Genomic DNA, 21,140 nt, shown 5'->3' with positions numbered 1-21,140 from the left:
CCCCTCCCCCCAGCACCCCGCCGGCCCCGCCCCCCCCGCCCCGCGGCTGCGCGCGGCCCCCCCCCGCCCCCCCCGCCCCCCCCCCCCCCACTACAGGAAAAAAACAGGCGCCCTTGGGCGCCTGTTTTGCCTTCAAACCAAGGGCAGAAACACTCAGCCCTTGATCACGCCGAGCTCCAGGCCAATCCGGGTGAAGGCATCGATCGCGCGGTCCAGATGGGCGCGGCTGTGTGCAGCGCTGATCTGGGTGCGGATACGGGCCTGGCCCTTGGGCACTACCGGGAAGAAGAAGCCAATGGCGTAGATACCTTCTTCCAGCAGGCGCTGGGCGAACTTCTGTGCCAGCGGCGCGTCGTACAGCATCACCGGGCTGATCGGGTGCACGCCCGGCTTCACGTCGAAGCCGGCAGCGGTCATCTTCTCGCGGAAGTAGGCGGTGTTCTCGCGCAGCGTGGTACGCAGGTCATCGGCGGCAGCCAGCATCTCGAACGCCTTGATGCCGGCAGCCACCACATGCGGCGGCAGCGAGTTGGAGAACAGGTAGGGGCGCGAGCGCTGACGCAGCAGTTCCACCACCTCGGCGCTGGCGCAGGTGAAGCCGCCCAGTGCGCCGCCCATGGCCTTGCCGAGGGTGCCGGTGATGATGTCGATCTTGTCCAGTACGCCCTTCACTTCGGCCGAGCCGCGGCCGGTCGCGCCAAGGAAGCCGGTGGCGTGGCATTCGTCGATGTGCACCAGCGCGTTGTACTTCTTCGCCAACGCGGTGATTTCATCGAGCGGGGCGATGAAACCATCCATCGAGAACACGCCGTCGGTGGTGATCAGCTTGGTCTTGCAGCCAGCCGCATCGGCGGCCTGCAGCTGGGCTTCCAGGTCGGTCATGTCGCAGTTGGCGTAGCGGAAGCGCTTGGCCTTGCACAGGCGCACGCCATCGATGATGGAGGCGTGGTTCAGCGCGTCGGAGATGATCGCGTCGTTCTCGCCCAGCAGCGGCTCGAACAGGCCGCCATTGGCGTCGAAGCAGGCGGCGTAGAGGATGGTGTCGTCCTTGCCGAAGAAGTCGGCAATCTGCTTCTCCAGCTGCTTGTGCAGGTCCTGGGTGCCGCAGATGAAGCGCACCGAGGCCATGCCGAAACCATGCGTGTCCAGCGCGTCCTTGGCGGCCTGGATCAGCTCCGGGTGGTCGGCCAGGCCCAGGTAGTTGTTGGCACAGAAATTCAGCACCGTGCGGCCGTCGTCCAGGGTGATCTCGGCCGACTGCGGGCTGGTGATGATGCGTTCGGACTTGAACAGCCCCTGCGCGCGGATGGCGTCCAGTTCCTCGGCGTAGTGCCGGGTCAGCGGGGAGATGTTCGCGGTGTCGGTCATGGCAGGGTCTTGCGGTCAAGTGGAACGCCAATTTTAGCCTTCCTTGTGTCCCGGCGCTGGCGTCATGCGCAAAGGCTATAAGCGCGGCGGCCTAAGTCATTTCTCGGTAGTGGGTGTGCACCCGCAGCATCGTCTGCACACCCACCCACCAGGAGACGCCGATGACCGCCATACGCCCCCCATTCACCCTGCCAACCAGGAAGCTGTTGTCCCTCAGCCTGGCCCTGGCGGCGTGTGGGGCGGGGTCATCGGCGCAGGCGCAGCAACTGACCGTGGAGCAGTTGCAGGAGCGCCTGCAACGACTGGAGCGTTTGGCCGGTGTCAGTGATGGCGCGACCGAAGGCGTAGGCCTGGCTGATCTGGACCAGCGTCTGCGCATCCTCGAACGCCGCCTGGAGCTGGCGGAAGAAGAACGCGTTGCCGCCGCCAAGAGCGCGCCGAAGATCGCCATCGACCAGAAGGGCGCCTCGTTCAAATCCGGCGACGGCAACTACGAGTTGAAACTACGCGGCCTGCTGCAGGGCGATGCCCGCGTGTTCCTGGGCAGTGATGCCAACCAGAACGACACCTTCCTGCTGCGCACCGCACGGCCCACCCTGGAAGGTTCGCTGGGCAAGCTGGTGGCGTACCGCTTTACCCCGGAGTTCGCCGGTGACAGCGCCAGCATCGTCGACGCCTATGCCGATCTGCGTTTCGATCCTGCGTACACGGTACGCGTTGGCAAGTTCACCTCGCCAGTCGGTCTGGAACGGCTGCAGTCATCCTCGGCACTGGTCGATGTGGAGCGCGCGCTGGCCAGCGAACTGGCGCCGAACCGCGACCTCGGTGTACAGCTGCAGGGCGAACTGGCCAAGGGCAAATTCAGCTATGCGCTGGGCGTGTTCAACGGCACCGTCGATGGCCGCGATGCGGTCACCAGCAATCCGGATGACGACTTCGAATATGCGGGACGCGTGTTCTTCGAGCCGCTCAAGGGCAGCGACAGCGCTTGGGCGGGCCTGGGCTTCGGCCTGGGTGCAAGCAGCGGTGAAAAGCATGGCAGCGGCAACAACTATCTGCCGCGCTATCGCACGCCAGGACAGGCCACGTTCTTTGCTTACCGCAGTGCGGTGGTTGCCGATGGCGAGCACCGCCGTTGGTCGCCGCAGGGCTGGTTCTACCGCAATGGACTGGGCCTGCAGGCCGAGTACATCGCCTCGGAACAGGAGGTGGCGCGCAATGGCATCCGCAAGCGGCTGGACAACCGAGCCTGGCAGGCCACCGCCAGCTATGTGCTGACCGGTGAGGATGCCAGCTATCGCGGCGTCACGCCTTCGCGCCCGTTTGGCAACAACGGTGGCCATGGCGCGGTGGAGCTGACTGCACGCTACGGCGAACTGCAGATCGATGATGCGGCGTTCCCGTTCTATGCCGACCCAACGGTGTCGGCCTCGCAGGTCCGCTCGTGGACGGTGGGCGCCAACTGGTACCTGACCGCCAACCTCAAGCTGGCGACCAATTACCTGCACAGCAGTTTTGACGCGGCTTCCGCTGGCGCGAAGTTGCCTGATGAAAAAGCTGTTTTCTCGCGCCTGCAAGTTTCCTTCTGACGGAGAGCCCTGATGAAACATTCCTATCTTTCACGCCTTGCTACCGCAGCACTGGCGTTCGCCCTGACCTTGAGTGCAGGCGCCGCGTTTGCGCGCGACGTGCAGCTGCTCAATGTTTCCTATGACCCCACCCGCGAGCTGTACCGCGATTTCAACGCCGCCTTCGCCAAGCACTGGAAGGAAACCAAGGGCGACAACGTCAGCATCGAGACGTCGCACGGCGGCTCCGGCAAGCAGGCGCGCACGGTGATCGATGGCATTGAAGCCGACGTGGTCACGCTGGCGCTGGCTTACGACGTGGACGCCATCGCCGACAAGGCCAAACTGCTTCCCGCCAACTGGGAAAGCCGCCTGCCGGACAACAGCGCGCCGTATACCTCGACGATCGTGTTCCTCGTGCGCAAGGGCAACCCCAAGGGCATCCGCGATTGGCCGGACCTGCTGCGCAGCGGTGTATCGGTGGTGACGCCGAACCCGAAGACCTCCGGCGGCGCGCGTTGGAATTACCTGGCGGCGTGGGCCTATGGCGACCACATCTTCAAGGGTGATCGCGAGAAGGTGTTGAACTACATGCGCGCGCTGTTCCGCAATGTACCGGTGCTCGATACCGGTGCACGCGGCGCGACGACTACCTTCGTCCAGCGCGGCATCGGCGATGTCCTGCTGGCCTGGGAGAACGAAGCCTTCCTTGCCCAAGAAGAACTGGGCCCGGACAAGTTCGAGATCGTGGTGCCCAAGCTGTCGATCCTGGCGGAACCGTCGGTGGCGTTGCTGGATCGCAATGTCGACCGCCACGGCACCCGCGAGGTCGCCCAGGCCTATCTGCAGTACCTGTACTCGCCCGAGGGCCAGCGCATCGCCGCGCGTCATTACTACCGTCCGCGCTCACCGCAATACGCCGCGCCGGCCGATGTGGCGCGCTTCCCACAGGTGCAGCTGGTCACCATCCGCAGTGCCTTCGGCTCGTGGGGCAGGGCGCAGGCTGAGCACTTCACCGATGGCGGTGTCTTCGATCAGATCCAGGCGAGCAAGTAGACCGTGTCAGCAACAGTGCAAACACTGCAGCCGCGTGTGCGAAGCCAACGCCGGGTACTCCCCGGCTTTGGTCTTGGTATGGGCATCACCTTGTTCTGGCTGGGATTGATCGTATTGATCCCATTGCTGGGCGTGTTCCTGAAAGCCGCGGGGCTGGGCCTGGGAGGGATCTGGCAGATATGGACCGAACCGCGTGTGCTGGCCGCGTTGCGGCTGAGCTTTGGCACCGCGTTCGCGGCTGCGGCGTTCAATACGCTGATGGGTACCCTGGTCGCATGGGTATTCGTTCGCTACAGCTTCCCCGGGCGGCGCCTGTTCGATGCAATGATCGATCTGCCGTTTGCCTTGCCCACGGCCGTGGCCGGTATCGCCTTGACCGCGCTGTATGGCGGCCAGGGTTGGATAGGGCAATGGCTGGAGCCGCTGGGCATCAAGGTGGCTTACACGCCGCTCGGCATCGTGGTGGCCCTGGTGTTTGTTGGCCTGCCCTTCGTGGTGCGCATCGTGCAGCCGGTATTGGCTGAAGCCGAGCGCGAGTTCGAGGAGGCCTCGGCCACGCTCGGGGCCACACGCTTGCAGACCATCGTGCGAGTGGTGTTGCCAAGCCTGTGGCCGGCGATGCTGACCGGCTTTGCATTGGCTTTCGCGCGTGGCGTGGGTGAGTACGGCTCGGTGATCTTCATCGCCGGCAACATGCCCAACGTCACCGAGATCGCGCCGCTGCTGATCACCATCCGTCTTGAAGAGTTCGACTACGCAGGTGCCACCGCCATCGCCGGGGCGATGCTGTTGCTGTCGTTCGTGTTGCTGTTGCTGGTAAATACCTTGCAGGCCCGGCTGCAGCGCAGGGGGATGCGATGAACGAATGGGTGTCGGACTTGCCGGTGGCAATCGCGCGTGATGAGCGGGTGGCCAAGCCGCAGCAGGTGACCAGCGAGCCGCGCTGGGTGCAGGTGCTGCTGATCCTGGGCGCACTGGGTTTTTTGCTGTCCTTCCTGCTGCTGCCGCTGGTGCTGGTATTCGTCGAGGCGCTGCGTGGCGGTGTGCTGGCGTTCTGCAACGCGATCAGTGATCCGGATGCACTTTCCGCGATACGCCTGACCTTGTTGGTGACAGCAATAGTCGTGCCGTTGAACCTGATTTTCGGTGTGGCGGCGGCATGGGTGGTGAGCAAGCACAGCTTTCCGGGCAAACGTTGGCTGGTGACCTTGATCGACCTGCCGTTCTCGGTATCGCCGGTGGTGGCGGGTCTGGTCTTCATCCTGCTGTTCGGTCGCGATGGTTGGTTCTGGCCGTTGATCGAGGACGGGCTGCGCCTGCACCTGCCGGTGCTGGGCGAAACCCTGCTGCAGCTGCCACGCATCGTGTTCGCGATCCCAGGCATCGTGCTGGCCACGGTGTTCGTCACCTTTCCCTTCATCGCCCGCGAACTGATGCCCTTGATGGAGCAGCAGGGCAGTGATGAAGAACTGGCAGCGCTGACGCTGGGCGCCAATGCCTGGCAGATGTTCTGGAAGGTGACCTTGCCGAATATCCGTTGGGGCCTGTTGTACGGCGTGCTGTTGTGCAGCGCGCGGGCGATGGGTGAGTTCGGCGCGGTGTCGGTGGTGTCCGGGCATATCCGTGGGCGCACCAATACGCTGCCGTTGCACGTGGAGATTCTCTACAACGAATACGCCTACAGCGCTGCGTTTGCCTGCGCATCACTGCTGGCTGCCACCGCCTTGTTGACGCTGGTGGTGAAATCTTTCCTGGAATGGCGCCATGGTCAGTCGCTGGCCGCCGCACACCGTCATTGAGGTCGCAATGAACATCCGCATACACAACCTGGGCAAGCAGTACGGCACGTTCCCCGCGCTCGACGGGGTGAGCCTGGATATCCGCAGTGGCGAGTTGCTGGCCTTGCTGGGGCCCTCCGGCTCGGGCAAGACCACGTTGCTGCGTGCACTTGCCGGGCTGGAACATCCCGAGCGTGGTGAGATCCTGTTCGATGGCGAAGACGCAACCGGCTTGAGCGTGCAGGCGCGCCGCGCCGGTTTCGTGTTCCAGCATTACGCCTTGTTCAAGCACCTGGACGTGCGCCGCAATATCGCCTTCGGGCTGGAGGTACGCCGCGGCGCCGAACGTTGGCCGAAGGCGCGCATCGACGCCAAGGTCGATGAGCTGCTGGCGCTGGTACAACTCGACGGGCTGGGCGGGCGCTACCCGGCGCAGCTGTCCGGTGGACAACGGCAGCGCGTGGCGCTGGCCCGCGCGCTGGCGATCGAACCGCGCGTGCTGCTGCTGGATGAACCCTTCGGCGCGCTGGATGCCCAGGTACGCCGTGACCTGCGGCGCTGGCTGCGCGAACTGCATGACCGCACCGGGCTGACCACGGTGTTCGTCACCCACGATCAGGAAGAGGCGCTGGAGCTGGCCGACCGTGTTGCCATTCTCAATCGCGGCCGCATCGAGCAGGTGGGCACGCCGGGCGAGGTGTACGACCAACCGGCGTCCCCGTTCGTGTATGGGTTTGTCGGCGAGGCCAACCGGTTACCGGCGCGCGCGCAGGGGCAGACCCTGGAAGTGGCCGGAGCACAGTGGCCGCGCACGCTGCCGGTGCCGGAAGGCGAGGCACTGGAGGTATTCGTACGCCCGGAGGATCTGCTGGTCGCGGCCGATGGCCACTGGCAGGCGACGGTGGGGCTGGTGCAGCGCAGTGGCCCGCGCCAGCGCCTGCGCGCACGCCTGGATGGCATAGCAACCGAGCTGGAGGTGGAATTGCCGCCAGGGGCACCGGCTTATGCGACGGGACAGTCAATCCGACTCGCCCCCCGTCGCTATGGAATCTTTCCACTGGCAGGCGGCTGAATAGGGGAGGGGCGGGGAGCGGGGTGAAATAGATGTTGCATCGCAATATACTTGCGGTTAAATATTTGTGAATCGGGCTCTGTCTGATCCCGATACCCCCACTTCCTGGAGAGATCTGCATGATGCACAACAAGCGTCTTGTCGCCGTGGCCTGCGCCGCCCTGTTGTCCGTTCCGTTTGCCGTCAGTGCCCAGGAGAGTGAGGAATCCACCTCTCCGTTCAGCGCCAGCTTCGGCGTGACCACCGACTACGTGTTCCGTGGCGTGTCGCAGACCGATAACGGCCCGGCGTTCCAGGCCGGCGCCAACTACACCGCGCCGTTTGGTCTGTACGTGGGCGTGTGGGGCTCGAATGTCGATTTCGGCGATGGCGGCCCGAACTTCGAAGTCGATTACAACATCGGTTGGAGCAAGGACCTGAGCGACAGCTGGAACCTGGACCTGGGTGTGAACCGTTACACCTATGAAGGCGCCTCCAGCGGTTACGGCGACATCGACTACAACGAGTACCTGGCCAAGGTGACCTGGAGTGGCCCGGTGACCGTCAGCGGCCTGCTCGGCTACGCCAACGACTACAGCAACACCGGTGCCAAGCAGACCTACAGCGCGCTGGAGGCCAGCTACGACATCGGTGACAGCGGCTTCTCGATCGGCGCTTCGGCCGGTTACACCACGATCAAGGAAAAGGCCAACGAGTGGCCGCGTCGTGCCGATTACTACGATGGCTCGATCTCGGTGTCCAAGGCCTTCGGCCCGGCGACCGCCACCCTGGGCTACTACGACACCTTCGGTTCGGATGCCTCGCTGCTGCGCCGCGAATCGGACACCTACAAGCCGGGCGTCGTGTTCACCGTGTCGGTGGACGTGCCCTGATCCGAGTGTGACGAGTACAGAAAAAGGCGCCGAAAGGCGCCTTTTTCCGTAGTGCCGACCCATGGTCGGCAGCAGGGCATTACCGGTGACGCCAATGCCGACCATGGGTCGGCACTACCGATTCCGCCTGAGCTCAATTCCAGCTCAGCACGACCTTGCCGGCCTTGCCCTGTTCCATCAGGTCGAAACCTTCCTGGAAACGCTCCACCGGCAGCTGGTGGGTCATCACCTTGCCCAGCGGGAAACCGCTCAGCACCAACTGGGTCATCTTGTACCAGGTCTCGTACATCTTGCGGCCATAGATGCCCTGCACGGTCAGGCCCTTGAAGATGATCTTGTCCCAGTCGCAACCCGCGCCCTTGGGCATGATGCCGAGCATGGCGATCTTGCCGCCGTGGTACATGCAATCGAGCATGTCGTTGAAGGCGCGCGGGTTGCCACTCATTTCCAGGCCCACGTCGAAGCCTTCCATGTGCAGCTCGGCCATCACGTCCTTCAGCGACTGGTTGGCGACGTTGACCACGCGGGTGGCACCCATGTCGGCGGCCAGCTTCAGGCGGAAATCGTTGACGTCGGTGACCACCACGTTGCGGGCACCGATGTGCTTGCAGATGCCGGCGGCGATGATGCCGATCGGGCCGGCGCCGGTGATCAGCACGTCCTCGCCGATCACGTCGAACTCCAGCGCGCAATGCGCGGCGTTGCCGTAGGGGTCGAAGAACGCAGCCAGTTCGGACGGGATCTGGTCCGGGATCGGCCACAGGTTGGTGGCCGGCATCACCATGTATTCGGCGAAGGCACCGTTGACGTTGACGCCGATACCGACGGTATTCGGGCACAGGTGCTGGCGGCCGCCACGGCAGTTGCGGCAGTGGCCGCAGACGATGTGGCCTTCGGCCGAGACGCGCTGGCCGATTTCATAGCCGGTCACGCCCGGGCCGATCTCGGCGATGCGGCCGACGAACTCGTGGCCGATGGTCAGGCCCGGCTTGATGGTGCGCTGGCTCCACTCGTCCCACAGGTAGATATGCAGGTCGGTGCCGCAGATGGCGGTTTTTTCGAGCTTGATCAGCACCTGGTTCGGACCGGGCGTCGGCACCGGCACCTCTTCCATCCAGATGCCCTTGGTCGCTTCGCGCTTCACCAGCGCCTTCATCGTCTGTGCCATTGCAGGGGACCGCAGTGTGTGGAAAGAGGGCGATTATAAGCTTTCAGCCGTAACCGCCCTGTACTGACCGATGGCAGGGGAGGATGACAGTTGCAACGGCTACAATCGGCGCTTCCAAACTTTCGGAATAGCGTAATGCGCGTGAATTTTCTTGCGTTTTCCATCCTTGCTGGCCTGGGCCTGGCGCAGACCGCGCACGCCGCTGAAGGCATGTGGGTGCCGCAGCAGCTGCCGGAAATCGCCGGTCCGCTGAAGCAGGCAGGGTTGAAGCTGGATCCGCAGCAGTTGGCCAACCTCACCGGCGACCCGATGGGCGCGGTGGTTGCGCTGGGCGGCTGCACCGCCAGCTTCGTTTCGCCGCAGGGCCTGGTGGTGACCAACCACCATTGCGCCTACGGCTCGATCCAGCTGAACTCCACCGCCGAGAAGAACCTGATCAAGGACGGCTTCAACGCGCCGACCCTGAAAGACGAACTGAGCGCCGGCCCGAATGCCCGCATCTACGTGCTGGACGACATCACCGATGTCACCGCACAGGCCAAGGCGGCCATCGCTGGCGCCGGCAACGACCCGCTCAAGCGCACCCAGGCGCTGGAAGCCTTCGAGAAGCAGGCCATCGCCGCCTGTGAAACCGACGACGCCTACAGCTGCACCCTGTACAGCTTCTCCGGCGGCAACACCTACCGCCTGTTCAAGAACATGGAAATCAAGGACGTGCGCCTGGCCTATGCGCCCCCGGGCAGCGTCGGCAAGTTCGGCGGTGACGTCGACAACTGGATGTGGCCGCGCCACACCGGCGATTTCTCGTTCTACCGCGCCTATGTCGGCAAGGACGGCAAGCCGGCCGCTTTCGCCGCCGACAACGTGCCGTACCAGCCCAAGCATTGGCTGAAGCTGGCCAACCAGCCGCTGGGCGAGGGTGATTTCGTGATGGTCGCCGGCTACCCGGGCCGCACCGATCGCTATGCGCTGGTCAGCGAGTTCGAGAACACCGCTACCTGGACCTACCCGTCGATCGCCAAGGCCTACAAGGACCAGATCGCGATGGTCGAAGCGGCCAGCAAGGACAACCCGGACATCGCGGTCAAGTACGCCGCCAACATGGCCAGCTGGAACAACACCAGCAAGAACTACGACGGCCAGCTGGACGGCTTCAAGCGCAACAACGTGCTCGGCCAGAAGCAGGCTGCGGAAACCGCGGTGCTGGAATGGCTGCGTGGCCAGGGCGCTGCCGGCAAGCCGGCGCTGGATGCCTTCGCACAGCTGCAGACCCTGGGCCAGCAGTCGCGCATGAACCAGGCGCGTGACCTGAACCTGGCCATGCTCAACCGCACCGGCACCCTCGGCACTGCCGTGCGCCTGTACCGCCTGGCCATTGAAAAGGCCAAGCCGGACGCGCAGCGCGAAGAGGGTTACCAGGAACGCGATCTGCCGGCCATCGAAGGCGGCCTGAAGCAGATGGACCGCCGTTACGTGCCGGCCATGGATCGCCAGTTCCAGCAGTACTGGCTGCAGCAGTACGTGCAACTGCCGGCCGGCCAGCACCTGTCGGCGTTCGACAAGTGGATCGGTGGCGTTGATGCCAAGGCGGTCGAAGCCACCGTTGCACGTCTGGACGGCTCCAAGCTGGGCAGCCTGGACGAGCGCCTGAAGTGGTTTGGCGCTGACAAGGCCGCGTTTGAAGCCAGCAACGACCCGGCCATCCAGTACGCGGTGGCAGTGATGCCGGCACTGCTGGAGCTGGAGCACCAGCGCAAGCTGCGCATGGGCGAGGAACTGGTGGCACGTCCGCTGTTCCTGCAGGCCATTGCTGACTACAAGAAGACCAAGGGTGAGTTCGTCTACCCGGACGCCAACCTGTCGCTGCGCATCACCTTCGGCAACGTGAAGGGTTACACCGGCCTGGACGGCAAGGTGCAGCCGGCCTTCACCGATCTGGAAGGCATCGTCGCCAAGGAAACCGGCAAGGACCCGTTCGACTCGCCGCAGGCGCTGATCGATGCGGTCAAGGCCAAGCGTTACGGCGGCTTCGAGGACAAGCGTATCGGCAGCGTGCCGGTGAACTTCCTCTCCGACCTGGACATCACCGGCGGCAACTCCGGCTCGCCGGTGCTGGACGCGCACGGCCGCCTGGTGGGCCTGGCGTTTGACGGCATCTGGGAATCGGTCGCCAGCAACTGGGTGTTCGACCCGGTGATGACCCGTATGATCTCGGTCGACGAGCGTTACATGCGCTGGATCATGCAGGAAGTGGCACCGGCGCCGCAGCTGCTGAAGGAAATGGACGCCGCCTCGAAGTAAGTTCGGGTTGCGTGGTTCAAGTACAAGCCCGGACGGGAAACCGTCCGGGCTTTTGTTTGTGCGCAGCACACAGCGTTGTAGGAGCGGCGTAAGCCGCGAAGTCGATAGCATCGAAACTAGCGGAATGCGCGCAATCTGACGGATCAGGTGCTTCGCGGCTTACGCCGCTCCTACATTTGGCGGTACCGGTAACGCCTCTGCCGAGCATGGCTCGGCACTACGCTCTTGCCCCCTCCCTTTCGCGCAGCGAAGGGGAGGGCCGGGGAGGGGGGGAGCTTTTGGCTGGTTGATGGGGTCGAGGCCTGGCGACTGTAGTGCCGAGCCATGCTCGGCAAGGGCTCTACCGGCAAAGCTCCTGCCGAGCATGGCTCGGCACTACGGGTTTGGTATTGCCGGTGAAGCCTCTGCCGAGCATGGCTCGGCACTACCCATCAGCGATACGGCCCCGGCCCGCGCCACAGCAGCTCACCGTAGCGATAGACGTACATCACGATGACGAACTCGCGCGCATCGCCAATGTCCTGCAACTCCGGTGAACCGGCCTGCAGCATGCGGCACTGGCTGGAGCCACGGCGCAACGCCACCTCGGCCGGGCAGACCATCAGATAAGTGGTGCCGGGCAGCGGGATCGACAGTTCCTTCTTGCCATTGACCTCTTTGGCACCAGCCATCCAGGTGCGCAGCTTCTCCTCGCTGAGCAGGTCATAGATGATCTGGTAGCCGCCCACTTCCATGGCCGGCTCGCCGGCGCTGCGGTCGATGCGCCGGCCGCTGTCATTGCCCTGGCCGGCGGAGCGACCGTGGTCGTCCGGCGCGGTGGTCCTGTCCAGCGAACCGGGTGGGCGTCCGGTCCAGGTCTGAGGACGACGTGGAACGGTTTCCGACGGACTGACCGCTGCTGCTGGCGCGGCCGGAGTCTGTGCCAGTTCCTGGGTCTTGGTTTCTTCCTGCTCCGGCTCGCTCGGTGGCTCGATGTAACGGGCTTCCGGTACTGGCTTGCGCTCCTCGCTACGCCGCTGCGTGGTCGGCTTTGGTTGCGAGCGGGTGGTCTTGTTGGGTTTGTCCTTGGGCGGCACCTTGCTCTGCTCCGTGGACGGCGGTGATTCGCCGACGAAATCGACCTTGGTCCGGCCGCCGCCGGAGGAGCCTTGCGGTGAGGAAACCACGGGTGGATTGGAGTACAGCAGGAGCAGCAACATCAGCACATGCAGCACGGCCGTGATCAGCACCGCAATCCAGCGGTCGCGGCGTTCATGCCAGAGCTTGAATTTGAACTGCTTGGGAGAACTGGGGGTGCTGGTCATGCCGCGTTCTGGGGCCTTGAAGTTGCTGCCCTCGTGCGGAAGTCACGCCGTGCCACCGATAGGGAACCGGCATGGTAACGCCTGCGCCCGGCGCGCAACCGTGCCGTCGGTGATGTTGCCGGGTATCGGGGCAGTCTTATCGGACTGCGGCGGCAAACCGTGGATACAGTCGGGTCAGTTGCGGGTGCCGGATCCGTATCGAAGGTAACCGTGGGCGGTATCAGTGCACGGTCGGGCTATGATGCCCCTCCCGCCGCGGACAGCTGGCGGGTACCCCCACCTCAATGGAAACAGCTGCATGCGCATCCTGCTTGCCCGTCACGGCGAAACGCCGTGGAACGCCGAAGGCCGCTACCAGGGCCAGATCGACATTCCCCTCTCACCGGTGGGTGAGGCCCAGGCCAAGGCCTTGGGCGAGCGGCTGGCCGACGTGCAGATCACCCGCGCCGTGGCCTCGCCACTGAGCCGTGCGCAGGCCACCGCCAAGGCCGCATTGGGCAGCGCACGCGAATCCATGTTGCTGACCGAGCCGGACCTGCAGGAAATCGCCCACGGCGAGTGGGAAGGCTTGCTCGCCAGCGAGATCGACGAGAAGGACCCCGCACGCCTGCGTGCCTGGCGCGAGGAACCCGATACCGTGCTGATGCCTGGTGGCGAATCGCTGCGTCAGGTGCTGGACCGCAGCTGGCGTGGCCTGACCGCTGCTGCCGAAGGCCTGGGCGAAGATGACACCTTGCTGGTGGTCGCGCATGACGCGGTCAACCGCGTCATTCTGTGCAAGGTCCTCGGCCTGCCGATTTCCAAGCTGTGGAGCTTCCGTCAGGCGCCGACCACGCTGAACCTGCTGGAAGGCCCGGATGTCGAGCATCTGGAAGTGGTTCGCCTGAACGACTGTGCCCACCACACGCCGTTCTTTGGTGAAGCCAAGCACCGCGCGCTGTAATCGGGGCCCTGTAGTCCGCTTTGGTAGTGCCGCGCCAATGGCGGCGGGGGCTCTACCGGTGCACCCCCAGCCCCGCAAGGGGCGGGACTACACCCCCCCCCAATAGCGGAGCGCAGGGGGGGGGGGGGGTGGGGTTGGCTTTACCGCTTCCAATCTTGCTGTGGCTTCGCGGCTTATGCCGCTCCCACAAATTGGCTGGGGCTGATGGCGTGCGGGTGCAGCCCCTGCCGAGCATGGCTCGGCACTACACACAGCCCGGCCTGACATGCCGACAAGCTTGGCGGCCGCGTGTAGCCGCCGCTGTATCATGGGTGCCATTCCCGCGCGCAACGCGCAGCCGGCTTCCAGCGCCGGCCCATGATCCCGAGAGTCCTTCGCATGTCTTCCGTCCGTCCCGCCACGCTTGAACAGTGGCTCGCCCATATCGAACAGCAGCACCCGCAAGCCATCGCAATGGGCTTGGAGCGCGTGCGCGAGGTTGCCCAGCGCATGCAGCTGGAGCGGCCGGCCGAGCACTGCATCGTGGTCGGCGGCACCAATGGCAAGGGCTCGACCGTGGCCTTCATCGAGTCCATCGCCCGTGCCGCGGAGTGGAAGGTAGGTGCCTACACCTCGCCACACCTGCTGCGCTACAACGAGCGCGTACGCATCGATGGCAAGGACGTGGATGACGCCAGCCTGGTGGCCGGCTTCAACGCGGTCGAAGACGCCCGTGGCGACACCGCGCTGACCTATTTCGAATACGGTACCTTGTGCGCGCTGTGGTTGTTCCAGCAGGCCGGTTTGAATCTGGCGGTGCTGGAAGTTGGTCTTGGTGGACGCCTGGACGCGGTCAACATCATCGACGCCGATGTGGCGGTGATCACCACCGTTGATATCGACCACGCCGATTGGCTGGGCGCCGACCGCGAAGCCATCGGCCAGGAGAAGGCCGGCATCATCCGCGGCTGGAAGCCGGTGATCCTCGGCGAGATCGATCCGCCCTCCAGCGTGCTGCGCCGCGCCTACGTGCTTGGTGCCAATGCGATCCGCTTCGGCAGCGACTTCTTCGCCGAGGACATTGATGGCGAACTGTGGCGCTGGCGTGATGTCGCGTTCCGCCTGGAACTGCCGCAGCCCGCCTTGTGGGCGCCGATCCAGCGCAACAACGCCGCCACCGCGGTGGCCGCGTTGCGCGCCCTGGACAAGCCGGTGCCGCGCACCGCATGGGCGCAGGGCATTGCCGAAGCACAGATCACCGGGCGCCTGCAGCGCTTCCAGCGCGGCGGTGTGGACGTATTGCTGGATGTCGGCCACAACCCGCAGGCCGCTGCTGCGCTGGCCACTGCATTGAAGGGCGAGCCGGCGCAGGGCCGCACGCTGGCGGTGTACGCCGCGCTGGCCGACAAGGACGCTGCGGGAGTGGTGGAAGCCCTGCAGCCGCAGGTCGATGGCTGGTTCCTGGCCGGGTTGGAAGGTGCGCGCGGACAGACCGCCGCGCACCTGCGCGAACGCTTGGCGCAGACCCATGCCGCCGAGGCCAATCTGTCCGCCAACGTCAGCGGGGCGCTGGACGCCGCATTGGCCCAGGCCCGGCCTGGCGACCGGGTGCTGGTATTCGGCTCCTTCCATACGGTGGCCGAGGCGCTGCCGGTACTCCGTTCAGCTGACTGAGACGCTGCCACGCGTGCCCCGCATATAATCACCGGGGCACTCCGCCGCGCCGCGCATACGCCAATTGTGGAAACTCCTCTGAAACAGCGACTGATTGGTGCCATCGTTCTGGTGGCGCTTGCCGTGATTTTCCTGCCGATGCTGGTCAAAGGGCCTGCACCGGACAGTGGCGTACAGGACGTGCCATTGAGCGCGCCTGCGGCACCGGCCGAAGGCCAGTTTGAAACCCGCGAGCTGCCGTTGGTGGCGCCTGGCGCACCGGCCGGGGGCGCCGTGGGCATGCCCGCCGCACAGCCGGAAACCGGCGTGGCCACCGCGGTCGAGCCGCCGGCCAATGGCTTGCCAGCGGCGACCGCCGCCGGCAATTACGCGGTCAATTTTGGTGCCTATGGCAGCGAGGCTGACGCCGATGCGGTGATCGCGCACCTGAAGAAGTCCAACCTGCCGGGCTTCCGCCAGGCCGACACCATCAATGGTCGCCAGGCTTGGCGTGTGCGCATCGGTCCGTATGCCGATCGTGCCCAGGCGGAGCTGGTGCGGCTGGAAGCCGGCAAGGTCCGCAACGACGTGAACGCGCAGGTGGTGGTGCTCAACGCTGCGGCCGAGAACGCCGTTCCGGCACCCGCCGCCACGCCGGCAGCCGGCAGCACCGCTACCGCTGCAGCCACCTCCGCACCGGTACGCACCGAGGCCTTGCCGCCGGAGCCTGCCAAGCCGGTGGTCGCCGCCCCCAAGCCCGAACCCAAGCCTGCGGCCAAGCCGGAAGCACCAAAGCCTGAACCGGCCCGGCCGGTTGCGGCAACGCCGGCCAAGCCGGCCGTCGCCACCCCGGCTGCGCCGGCCGCCAGCGGGGTTGGCTTTGCCGTGCAGTTGGGTGCCTTCGGCCAGGCTGCCGATGCCAATGCGCTGCGTGACCGCGCGCGTGCTGCCGGCTTCAGTGCTTTCGTTGAGCAGGTACGCACCGACAACGGCGTGCTCAACCGTGTCCGTGTCGGGCCGGTGGCAAGCCGTGACCAGGCCGAGCAGCTCAAGGCGCAGGTCGCGGCCAAGGTCGGCGTCGCCGGCATGGTCCGCCCACATCCTTGATGCGTCGCCAGACCCGGCTGGGCAAGCGCGTCCCCCTGTGCCGTACGGGCGGGGCGTGCAGTGATTGATCTGCTGCTGTTGGCGCTGATCGGCGTATCGGCGTTGTTCGGGTTGATGCGCGGGCTGTTGGCGACCGTGCTCGGCGTGCTGAACTGGCTGCTGGCCGGTGCAGCGGCGTTTTACTACGGCGAGCGCGCTGCCTTGATGCTGGCTGATCAAGCCACGCCCAGTGCTGGCGACTACGCAGGCGGCTATCTGTTGGTATTCATCGGTGTGCTGCTGGCGGCGACCCTGGTCGGGCGCCTGCTGCGCGGCGTCGTCGATGCCACCGTGCTGCTGAAATTGCCCGATCGCTTGCTGGGTTTGGCCCTGGGCATTGTGCGCGGCGTGCTGTTCGCGGTGCTGGCGGTACTGCTGCTGGGCTTCACCTCCATGCCCCAGGAACCGGGCTGGCGCCAGTCCAGCGTGGTGCCGTGGCTGCAGCCGACGGCCGACTGGCTGCGTGAAAAGCTGCCGCAGCCACCTGAATCGCCGGCAATGGCGCTGATGGACTTGGGTAAGTCGGTGCTGGCAGGCGATAATGGCGGACCGAACGAAGCAGATGCGGGCAGTGGCTTGCTACCGGCGCAGTTGGAGGGGACGCGTTTTGATCCCCGCCAGCGCAGCGGAGAGGAAGGCCGAGCTGACCCGGCGGGGGCGTTGCCCTCCAACATCGATCCGGCGCAGGTGCGCCCGGGTCAACTCAAGCCGATAAGGGTTGAGCCTCAAGGCCAGGCACGGCCACCTTCACGTTAACGGGCATCGCCCAGCGGAGATCGCGCAACATGTGTGGCATCGTCGGAATCGTCGGCAACCAGAACGTCGCCGGGCAGCTTTATGACGGCCTGACCGTCCTCCAACACCGTGGCCAGGATGCCGCCGGTATCGCCACCGCCGACGGCACCCGCCTGCGGGTGGAAAAGGCCAACGGCCTGGTCCGTGATGTTTTCGACGAGCGCCGCATGGCGCTGCTGCAGGGCCGCATCGGCATCGCCCATGTGCGTTACCCGACCGCAGGCTCGGAAGGCACCGACGAGGCGCAGCCGTTCTACGTCAACTCGCCGTACGGCATCGCGCTGGCGCACAACGGCAACCTGATCAATACCGAGGCACTGCGTCGCCAGGTGTTCGAGGCCGACCGCCGCAACATCAATACCGATTCGGACAGCGAAGTGCTGTTGAACGTGTTCGCCTACGAGCTGGACGCACAGCGCATGCTGACCCCGGAAGCGGCGATCCGCGCCGTGGCCGGCGTGCACCGTCGTTGCAAAGGTGGCTATGCGGTGGTCAGCGTGGTGCTGGGCCTGGGCCTGGTGGCCTTCCGCGACCCGCACGGCATCCGTCCGCTGGTGCTGGGCAAGCGCGAGCATGCCGAAGGCATCGAGTACGCCGTGGCCTCCGAATCGGTGGCGCTGGACGTGCTCGGCTTCGAGCGCATGCGCGATGTCGCCCCGGGCGAAGCCGTTGTCATCACCGAGCGCGGTGAGCTGTTCACCGAGATCTGCGCGACCAACACACAGCAGACGCCGTGCATCTTCGAGTACGTGTATTTCGCACGCCCCGACTCGATGATGGACAACGTGTCGGTGCACAAGGCGCGCATGCGCATGGGCCAGAAACTGGGCGAGAAGATCCTGCGCCTGCGTCCGGACCATGACATCGACACCATCATCCCGATCCCCGACACCTCGCGCGACGCCGCGCTGGAGATGTCCAACGTGCTCGGCGTGAAGTACCGAGAAGGCTTCGTCAAGAACCGCTACGTCGGCCGCACCTTCATCATGCCGGGCCAGGGTGAGCGGGTGAAGTCGGTGCGTCGCAAGCTCAACCCGATCCATCTGGAATTCCGTAACCGCGTGGTGCTGCTGGTGGATGACTCCATTGTCCGTGGCACCACCAGCCAGCAGATCGTGCAGATGGCGCGCGATGCCGGCGCCCGCAAGGTTTACCTGGCCAGTGCTGCGCCGCCGGTGCGTTACCCCAACATCTACGGCATCGACATGCCGGCGGCCGAGGAACTGGTCGCGCACAACCGCAGCGTCGAGGAAATCGAGCAGCACCTGGGCTGCGACTGGCTGGTCTACCAGGACCTGGAAGACCTGGAAGTCGCGGTGCGCGAAGGCAACCCGGAGCTGAAGGAATTCGACTCGTCCTGCTTCAACGGCGAATACGTCACCGGCATCGAGCCGGGTTACTTCGAACGCATCCAGCAGCTGCGTTCGGATGAAGCCAAGAACAAGCGCCGCGCCTGATCTGAAAGCCCCTCTCCCTGCGGGAGAGGGGTTGGGACGAGGGCAGAACGAAGCAGCAATGTGCGAGCACCTATGAACCGGCAACAAGCACAGCCTGCAGCTGCGGACACAAGCTACCTACCGCCGCCCGAAGCAGCAGACTTCTCCCTGCTCGACGCCGCCTGCATCTGCATGGCCGCCGTCGATCCGCTTGAGAAAGTCGCGCTCACCCAGCACTACGCCGCGCGCTACCGCGCTGGCACCTTGAAGCTGCCCGCAGAAGCGCCAGAACCCGAACCGATCCGCGCGCCGGGTCGCCCGCCGCAACTGGTGCTGGTGCACCCCCGCGACCTGCCGCGTCGTGGCCTTGGCTCCGTGGATGGGCGCGCCGCCTTCATCCACGCCATCGCCCATATCGAACTCAATGCCATCGACCTGGCCTGGGATGCGGTGTATCGTTTCCGCGGCCTGCCGGGCAGCTTCTATGCGGATTGGGTCAGCTGCGCCGACGACGAATCACGCCACTTCGTATTGCTGCGTGATCGGCTGCTGGCGCATGGTCATGACTACGCCGATTTCCCCGCCCATAACGGCCTGTGGGAAATGTGCGAGAAGACCGCGCACGACGGCTTGGCACGCATGGCCCTGGTGCCGCGGGTACTGGAAGCGCGCGGCCTGGATGTGACCCCGGCGATGATCAGCAAGCTGCGTTCGCTGGGCGATGCAACGACTGCCGACGTGCTGGAGGTGATCCTGCGCGAAGAGGTTGCCCATGTTGCCGCCGGCACGCGTTGGTACCACTGGTATTGCGCACGCGCCGGTGTCGAGCCACGCAAGCGTTTCAAGGAACTGCTGGGCGAGTACGCCGGCGGCTACCTGCGTGGGCCCTTCAATCTGGAGGCGCGCTTGTTGGCCGGTTTCGATGAAGACGAACTGGACTATCTGGTTGAACAAGCCGGTTGAATGCCGCGCGCGGTGACCCAGGCCGCCGCGTCATTGGCGGCGCCTGTTCCCGTCGGCATGGCTGGGCGCAACGATGAACGGTTCCCGCAACTCGGGCCGTGTCCGATTGACGGCCAACTCGGCCGCATTCCACCATCGGCGCGGCAGATGCGGCTTTCGATAGCCGTGTCTTTCACGGGCTGATGCAGGGGCATGCGCCAGCATCAGGTCGAATCGCATGTCACTGTGCTCTCGATCGGCAACGGTGCAATCAAGGAGAAAACGATGAAGCAGATTCTTACGTTGGCCGCGCTGGTAGTGGCATTGTCGGCATGCAACGGTTCCAAGCCTGCGGCCGATTCCAGTACTGCAGCGCCGGCCCCGGTTGCGCCTGTCGCAGCGCCTGAAGCTTCGGCTGCCAAGGATGATTTCCCGGTCATCGTGCAGGCCTTCGGCAACGAACCGTTCTGGAGCGTGCGCGCCGATGGCGCAAAACTCGATTACAGCACTCCGGAAACCCAGGCCAGCCCGCTGCATCTGGAAGGCAGCCGCGCGCTGCAGGATGGCTTGTTGGTGGTGCAGGGCGGGGAGGGCAAGGACGCGTTCAAGCTGACGTTGCAGCGTGCCGAGTGCTCGGACGGCATGTCCGACCTGAAACACCCGTTCACCGCCGAATTCGTGCTGGGCAAGGACACCTTCAAGGGCTGTGCACGCGACCCATCGGTACCGGTGGAAGCGCCCTGACCAACGATGGTTGTAGGAGCGGCGTAAGCCGCGAAGCCATAAATGCAAAAACCGCCAGAGAGGTCTGCAGTTGCAGTCACATCTGACGGTTTTTTCATGCCAGCTTCGCGGCTCACACCGCTCCCACAAAACATATGGCCGAGCCTTGTAGGAGCGGCGTCAGCCGCGAAGCCACAAATGCAAAAGCCGCCAAACAGGTCTTCAACTGCAGCCATATCTGGCGATTCTTTTTGTGCCAGCTTCGCGGCTTACGCCGCTCCTACAAGCAGCGTCAGCCCAATGCTTCCAGCCGGAAGCCATCCGCATCCACACGCAGCACCGAGCCCTGCTCATACCAGTCACCCAGCACGATACGGGTGAAGCTGTGCTCGCCTGCGCTCACGGTATGGATCGCCGGGCGATGGGTGTGGCCGTGGATCATCGTGTCCACGCCGTAACGCTGGAAGGTGGCAATCACCTCGGCCGGGGCCACATCGGTGACGGTCTCAAAGGTCGCCTTGTCGTCCTGCTTCATTTCCGACTGATGCGCCTGGCTGGCGGCACGGGCCTTCTGCGCGAAGGCGACGCGTGCTTCCAGCGGCTGCGACAGGAACTGGGCGATGAAGGCGGGGTTGCGGGTCTGTGCGCGGAACGCCTGGTAGGCGATGTCGTCGGTGCACAGCAGGTCGCCGTGCTGCAGCAGCACCGGCTTGCCATACAGCTGGATCACCGACGGGTCCGGCAGGATGCGCATGCCGGCGCGGGCGGCATAGTCGTTGCCGACCAGGAAGTCGCGGTTGCCGCGGATGAAGTACACCGGCACACCGGCGTCGCTGACTTCACGCAGTGCCAGCGCGACCGCATCGGCGGCGCTGGAAGGCGTGTCATCGCCGATCCATGCCTCGAACAGGTCGCCCAGGATGTACAGCGCCTCGGCCTGCCGCGCTTCGCCGCGCAGGAAGTCGAGGAACAGCTCGGTGATGGCTGGACGGCTGGGGTCCAGGTGCAGGTCGGAGATGAACAGCGTTGTCATGCC

Annotated in this window: 18 protein-coding genes; 14 read left to right on the top strand and 4 right to left on the bottom strand. The window is 65.1% G+C overall.

The genetic code is table 11. The features are described from left to right. Positions 1-153 precede the first annotated feature (153 nt). Positions 154-1,368, bottom strand: coding sequence for a glycine C-acetyltransferase (gene kbl, locus ACVOLQ_RS15210; protein WP_481528505.1), 1,215 nt, complete (start codon positions 1,366-1,368; stop codon positions 154-156). Between the two features lie 161 nt (positions 1,369-1,529). Here kbl and ACVOLQ_RS15205 point away from each other — a divergent pair, with 161 nt between their 5' ends. From ACVOLQ_RS15205 to ACVOLQ_RS15180, 6 genes are all read left to right on the top strand, one after another. Next, complete coding sequence (locus tag ACVOLQ_RS15205) at positions 1,530-2,957, top strand: OprO/OprP family phosphate-selective porin (protein WP_481528504.1); 1,428 nt, start codon at positions 1,530-1,532, stop codon at positions 2,955-2,957. Positions 2,958-2,969: 12 nt separating this feature from the next. Beyond that, on the top strand, positions 2,970-3,992 hold the full coding sequence (locus ACVOLQ_RS15200; protein WP_481528503.1) for a sulfate ABC transporter substrate-binding protein: 1,023 nt from the start codon (positions 2,970-2,972) through the stop codon (positions 3,990-3,992). Positions 3,993-4,007: 15 nt separating this feature from the next. Next, on the top strand, positions 4,008-4,853 hold the full coding sequence (cysT, locus tag ACVOLQ_RS15195; protein WP_481528506.1) for a sulfate ABC transporter permease subunit CysT: 846 nt from the start codon (positions 4,008-4,010) through the stop codon (positions 4,851-4,853). After that, positions 4,850-5,791: a sulfate ABC transporter permease subunit CysW gene (gene cysW / locus ACVOLQ_RS15190; RefSeq protein WP_481528502.1), complete on the top strand. Its 942-nt coding sequence runs from the start codon at positions 4,850-4,852 to the stop codon at positions 5,789-5,791. The genes cysT and cysW overlap by 4 nt, the downstream gene beginning before the upstream one ends. A gap of 7 nt (positions 5,792-5,798) precedes the next feature. Then, entirely contained in the window at positions 5,799-6,842 is a 1,044-nt protein-coding gene (locus ACVOLQ_RS15185; protein ID WP_481528501.1) for a sulfate/molybdate ABC transporter ATP-binding protein, read from the top strand. Between the two features lie 119 nt (positions 6,843-6,961). Next, positions 6,962-7,714 (top strand): TorF family putative porin, encoded by a 753-nt coding sequence (locus ACVOLQ_RS15180; protein WP_313173779.1) that lies wholly within the window; start codon positions 6,962-6,964, stop codon positions 7,712-7,714. A 133-nt stretch (positions 7,715-7,847) separates the two neighbouring features. On the opposite strand, the gene tdh is transcribed toward ACVOLQ_RS15180, so the two are convergent. Next, positions 7,848-8,882 carry an L-threonine 3-dehydrogenase gene (gene tdh / locus ACVOLQ_RS15175; protein WP_481528500.1) on the bottom strand — a complete coding sequence of 345 codons (1,035 nt, stop codon included), beginning with the start codon at positions 8,880-8,882 and terminating at the stop codon, positions 7,848-7,850. A 135-nt stretch (positions 8,883-9,017) separates the two neighbouring features. On the opposite strand from tdh, the gene ACVOLQ_RS15170 reads away from it, so the two are divergent. Further along, a complete protein-coding gene (locus tag ACVOLQ_RS15170) occupies positions 9,018-11,183 on the top strand; it encodes a S46 family peptidase (protein ID WP_313495563.1) in 2,166 nt (721 codons plus the stop codon). A gap of 431 nt (positions 11,184-11,614) precedes the next feature. Here the strand turns inward: ACVOLQ_RS15170 and ACVOLQ_RS15165 are convergent, their stop codons facing one another. Continuing rightward, on the bottom strand, positions 11,615-12,487 hold the full coding sequence (locus tag ACVOLQ_RS15165; protein ID WP_481528499.1) for a type II toxin-antitoxin system RelE/ParE family toxin: 873 nt from the start codon (positions 12,485-12,487) through the stop codon (positions 11,615-11,617). A gap of 298 nt (positions 12,488-12,785) precedes the next feature. On the opposite strand from ACVOLQ_RS15165, the gene ACVOLQ_RS15160 reads away from it, so the two are divergent. The 7 genes from ACVOLQ_RS15160 to ACVOLQ_RS15130 all read left to right on the top strand — a co-directional run bounded on the left by ACVOLQ_RS15160 (position 12,786) and on the right by ACVOLQ_RS15130 (position 20,125). Next, a complete protein-coding gene (locus tag ACVOLQ_RS15160; protein WP_313173783.1) occupies positions 12,786-13,430 on the top strand; it encodes a histidine phosphatase family protein in 645 nt (214 codons plus the stop codon). Between the two features lie 378 nt (positions 13,431-13,808). Next, positions 13,809-15,083 carry a bifunctional tetrahydrofolate synthase/dihydrofolate synthase gene (gene folC, locus ACVOLQ_RS15155; protein ID WP_481528498.1) on the top strand — a complete coding sequence of 425 codons (1,275 nt, stop codon included), beginning with the start codon at positions 13,809-13,811 and terminating at the stop codon, positions 15,081-15,083. 66 nt (positions 15,084-15,149) lie between these two features. Continuing rightward, positions 15,150-16,169, top strand: a complete 1,020-nt coding sequence (locus ACVOLQ_RS15150; RefSeq protein WP_481528497.1) for an SPOR domain-containing protein — start codon at positions 15,150-15,152, stop codon at positions 16,167-16,169. 60 nt (positions 16,170-16,229) lie between these two features. Beyond that, positions 16,230-16,964 (top strand): CvpA family protein, encoded by a 735-nt coding sequence (locus ACVOLQ_RS15145; protein WP_481528496.1) that lies wholly within the window; start codon positions 16,230-16,232, stop codon positions 16,962-16,964. A gap of 29 nt (positions 16,965-16,993) precedes the next feature. Then, complete coding sequence (purF, locus tag ACVOLQ_RS15140) at positions 16,994-18,460, top strand: amidophosphoribosyltransferase (protein ID WP_313173787.1); 1,467 nt, start codon at positions 16,994-16,996, stop codon at positions 18,458-18,460. Between the two features lie 171 nt (positions 18,461-18,631). Further along, positions 18,632-19,402: a ferritin-like domain-containing protein gene (locus tag ACVOLQ_RS15135; protein WP_312918014.1), complete on the top strand. Its 771-nt coding sequence runs from the start codon at positions 18,632-18,634 to the stop codon at positions 19,400-19,402. A gap of 264 nt (positions 19,403-19,666) precedes the next feature. After that, positions 19,667-20,125 carry a COG3650 family protein gene (locus ACVOLQ_RS15130; protein ID WP_481528495.1) on the top strand — a complete coding sequence of 153 codons (459 nt, stop codon included), beginning with the start codon at positions 19,667-19,669 and terminating at the stop codon, positions 20,123-20,125. A 271-nt stretch (positions 20,126-20,396) separates the two neighbouring features. Here the strand turns inward: ACVOLQ_RS15130 and lpxH are convergent, their stop codons facing one another. Further along, the gene (lpxH, locus tag ACVOLQ_RS15125) at positions 20,397-21,137 is read right to left on the bottom strand and encodes a UDP-2,3-diacylglucosamine diphosphatase (protein ID WP_481528494.1); all 741 of its coding nucleotides are present in this window, start codon (positions 21,135-21,137) and stop codon (positions 20,397-20,399) included. Between the last annotated feature and the right edge of the window lie 3 nt (positions 21,138-21,140).

The organism is Stenotrophomonas sp. STEN031, assembly GCF_056759975.1.
Note: the sequence above shows the minus strand (reverse complement) of the source record. Positions and strands in the feature narration are given on the sequence as shown.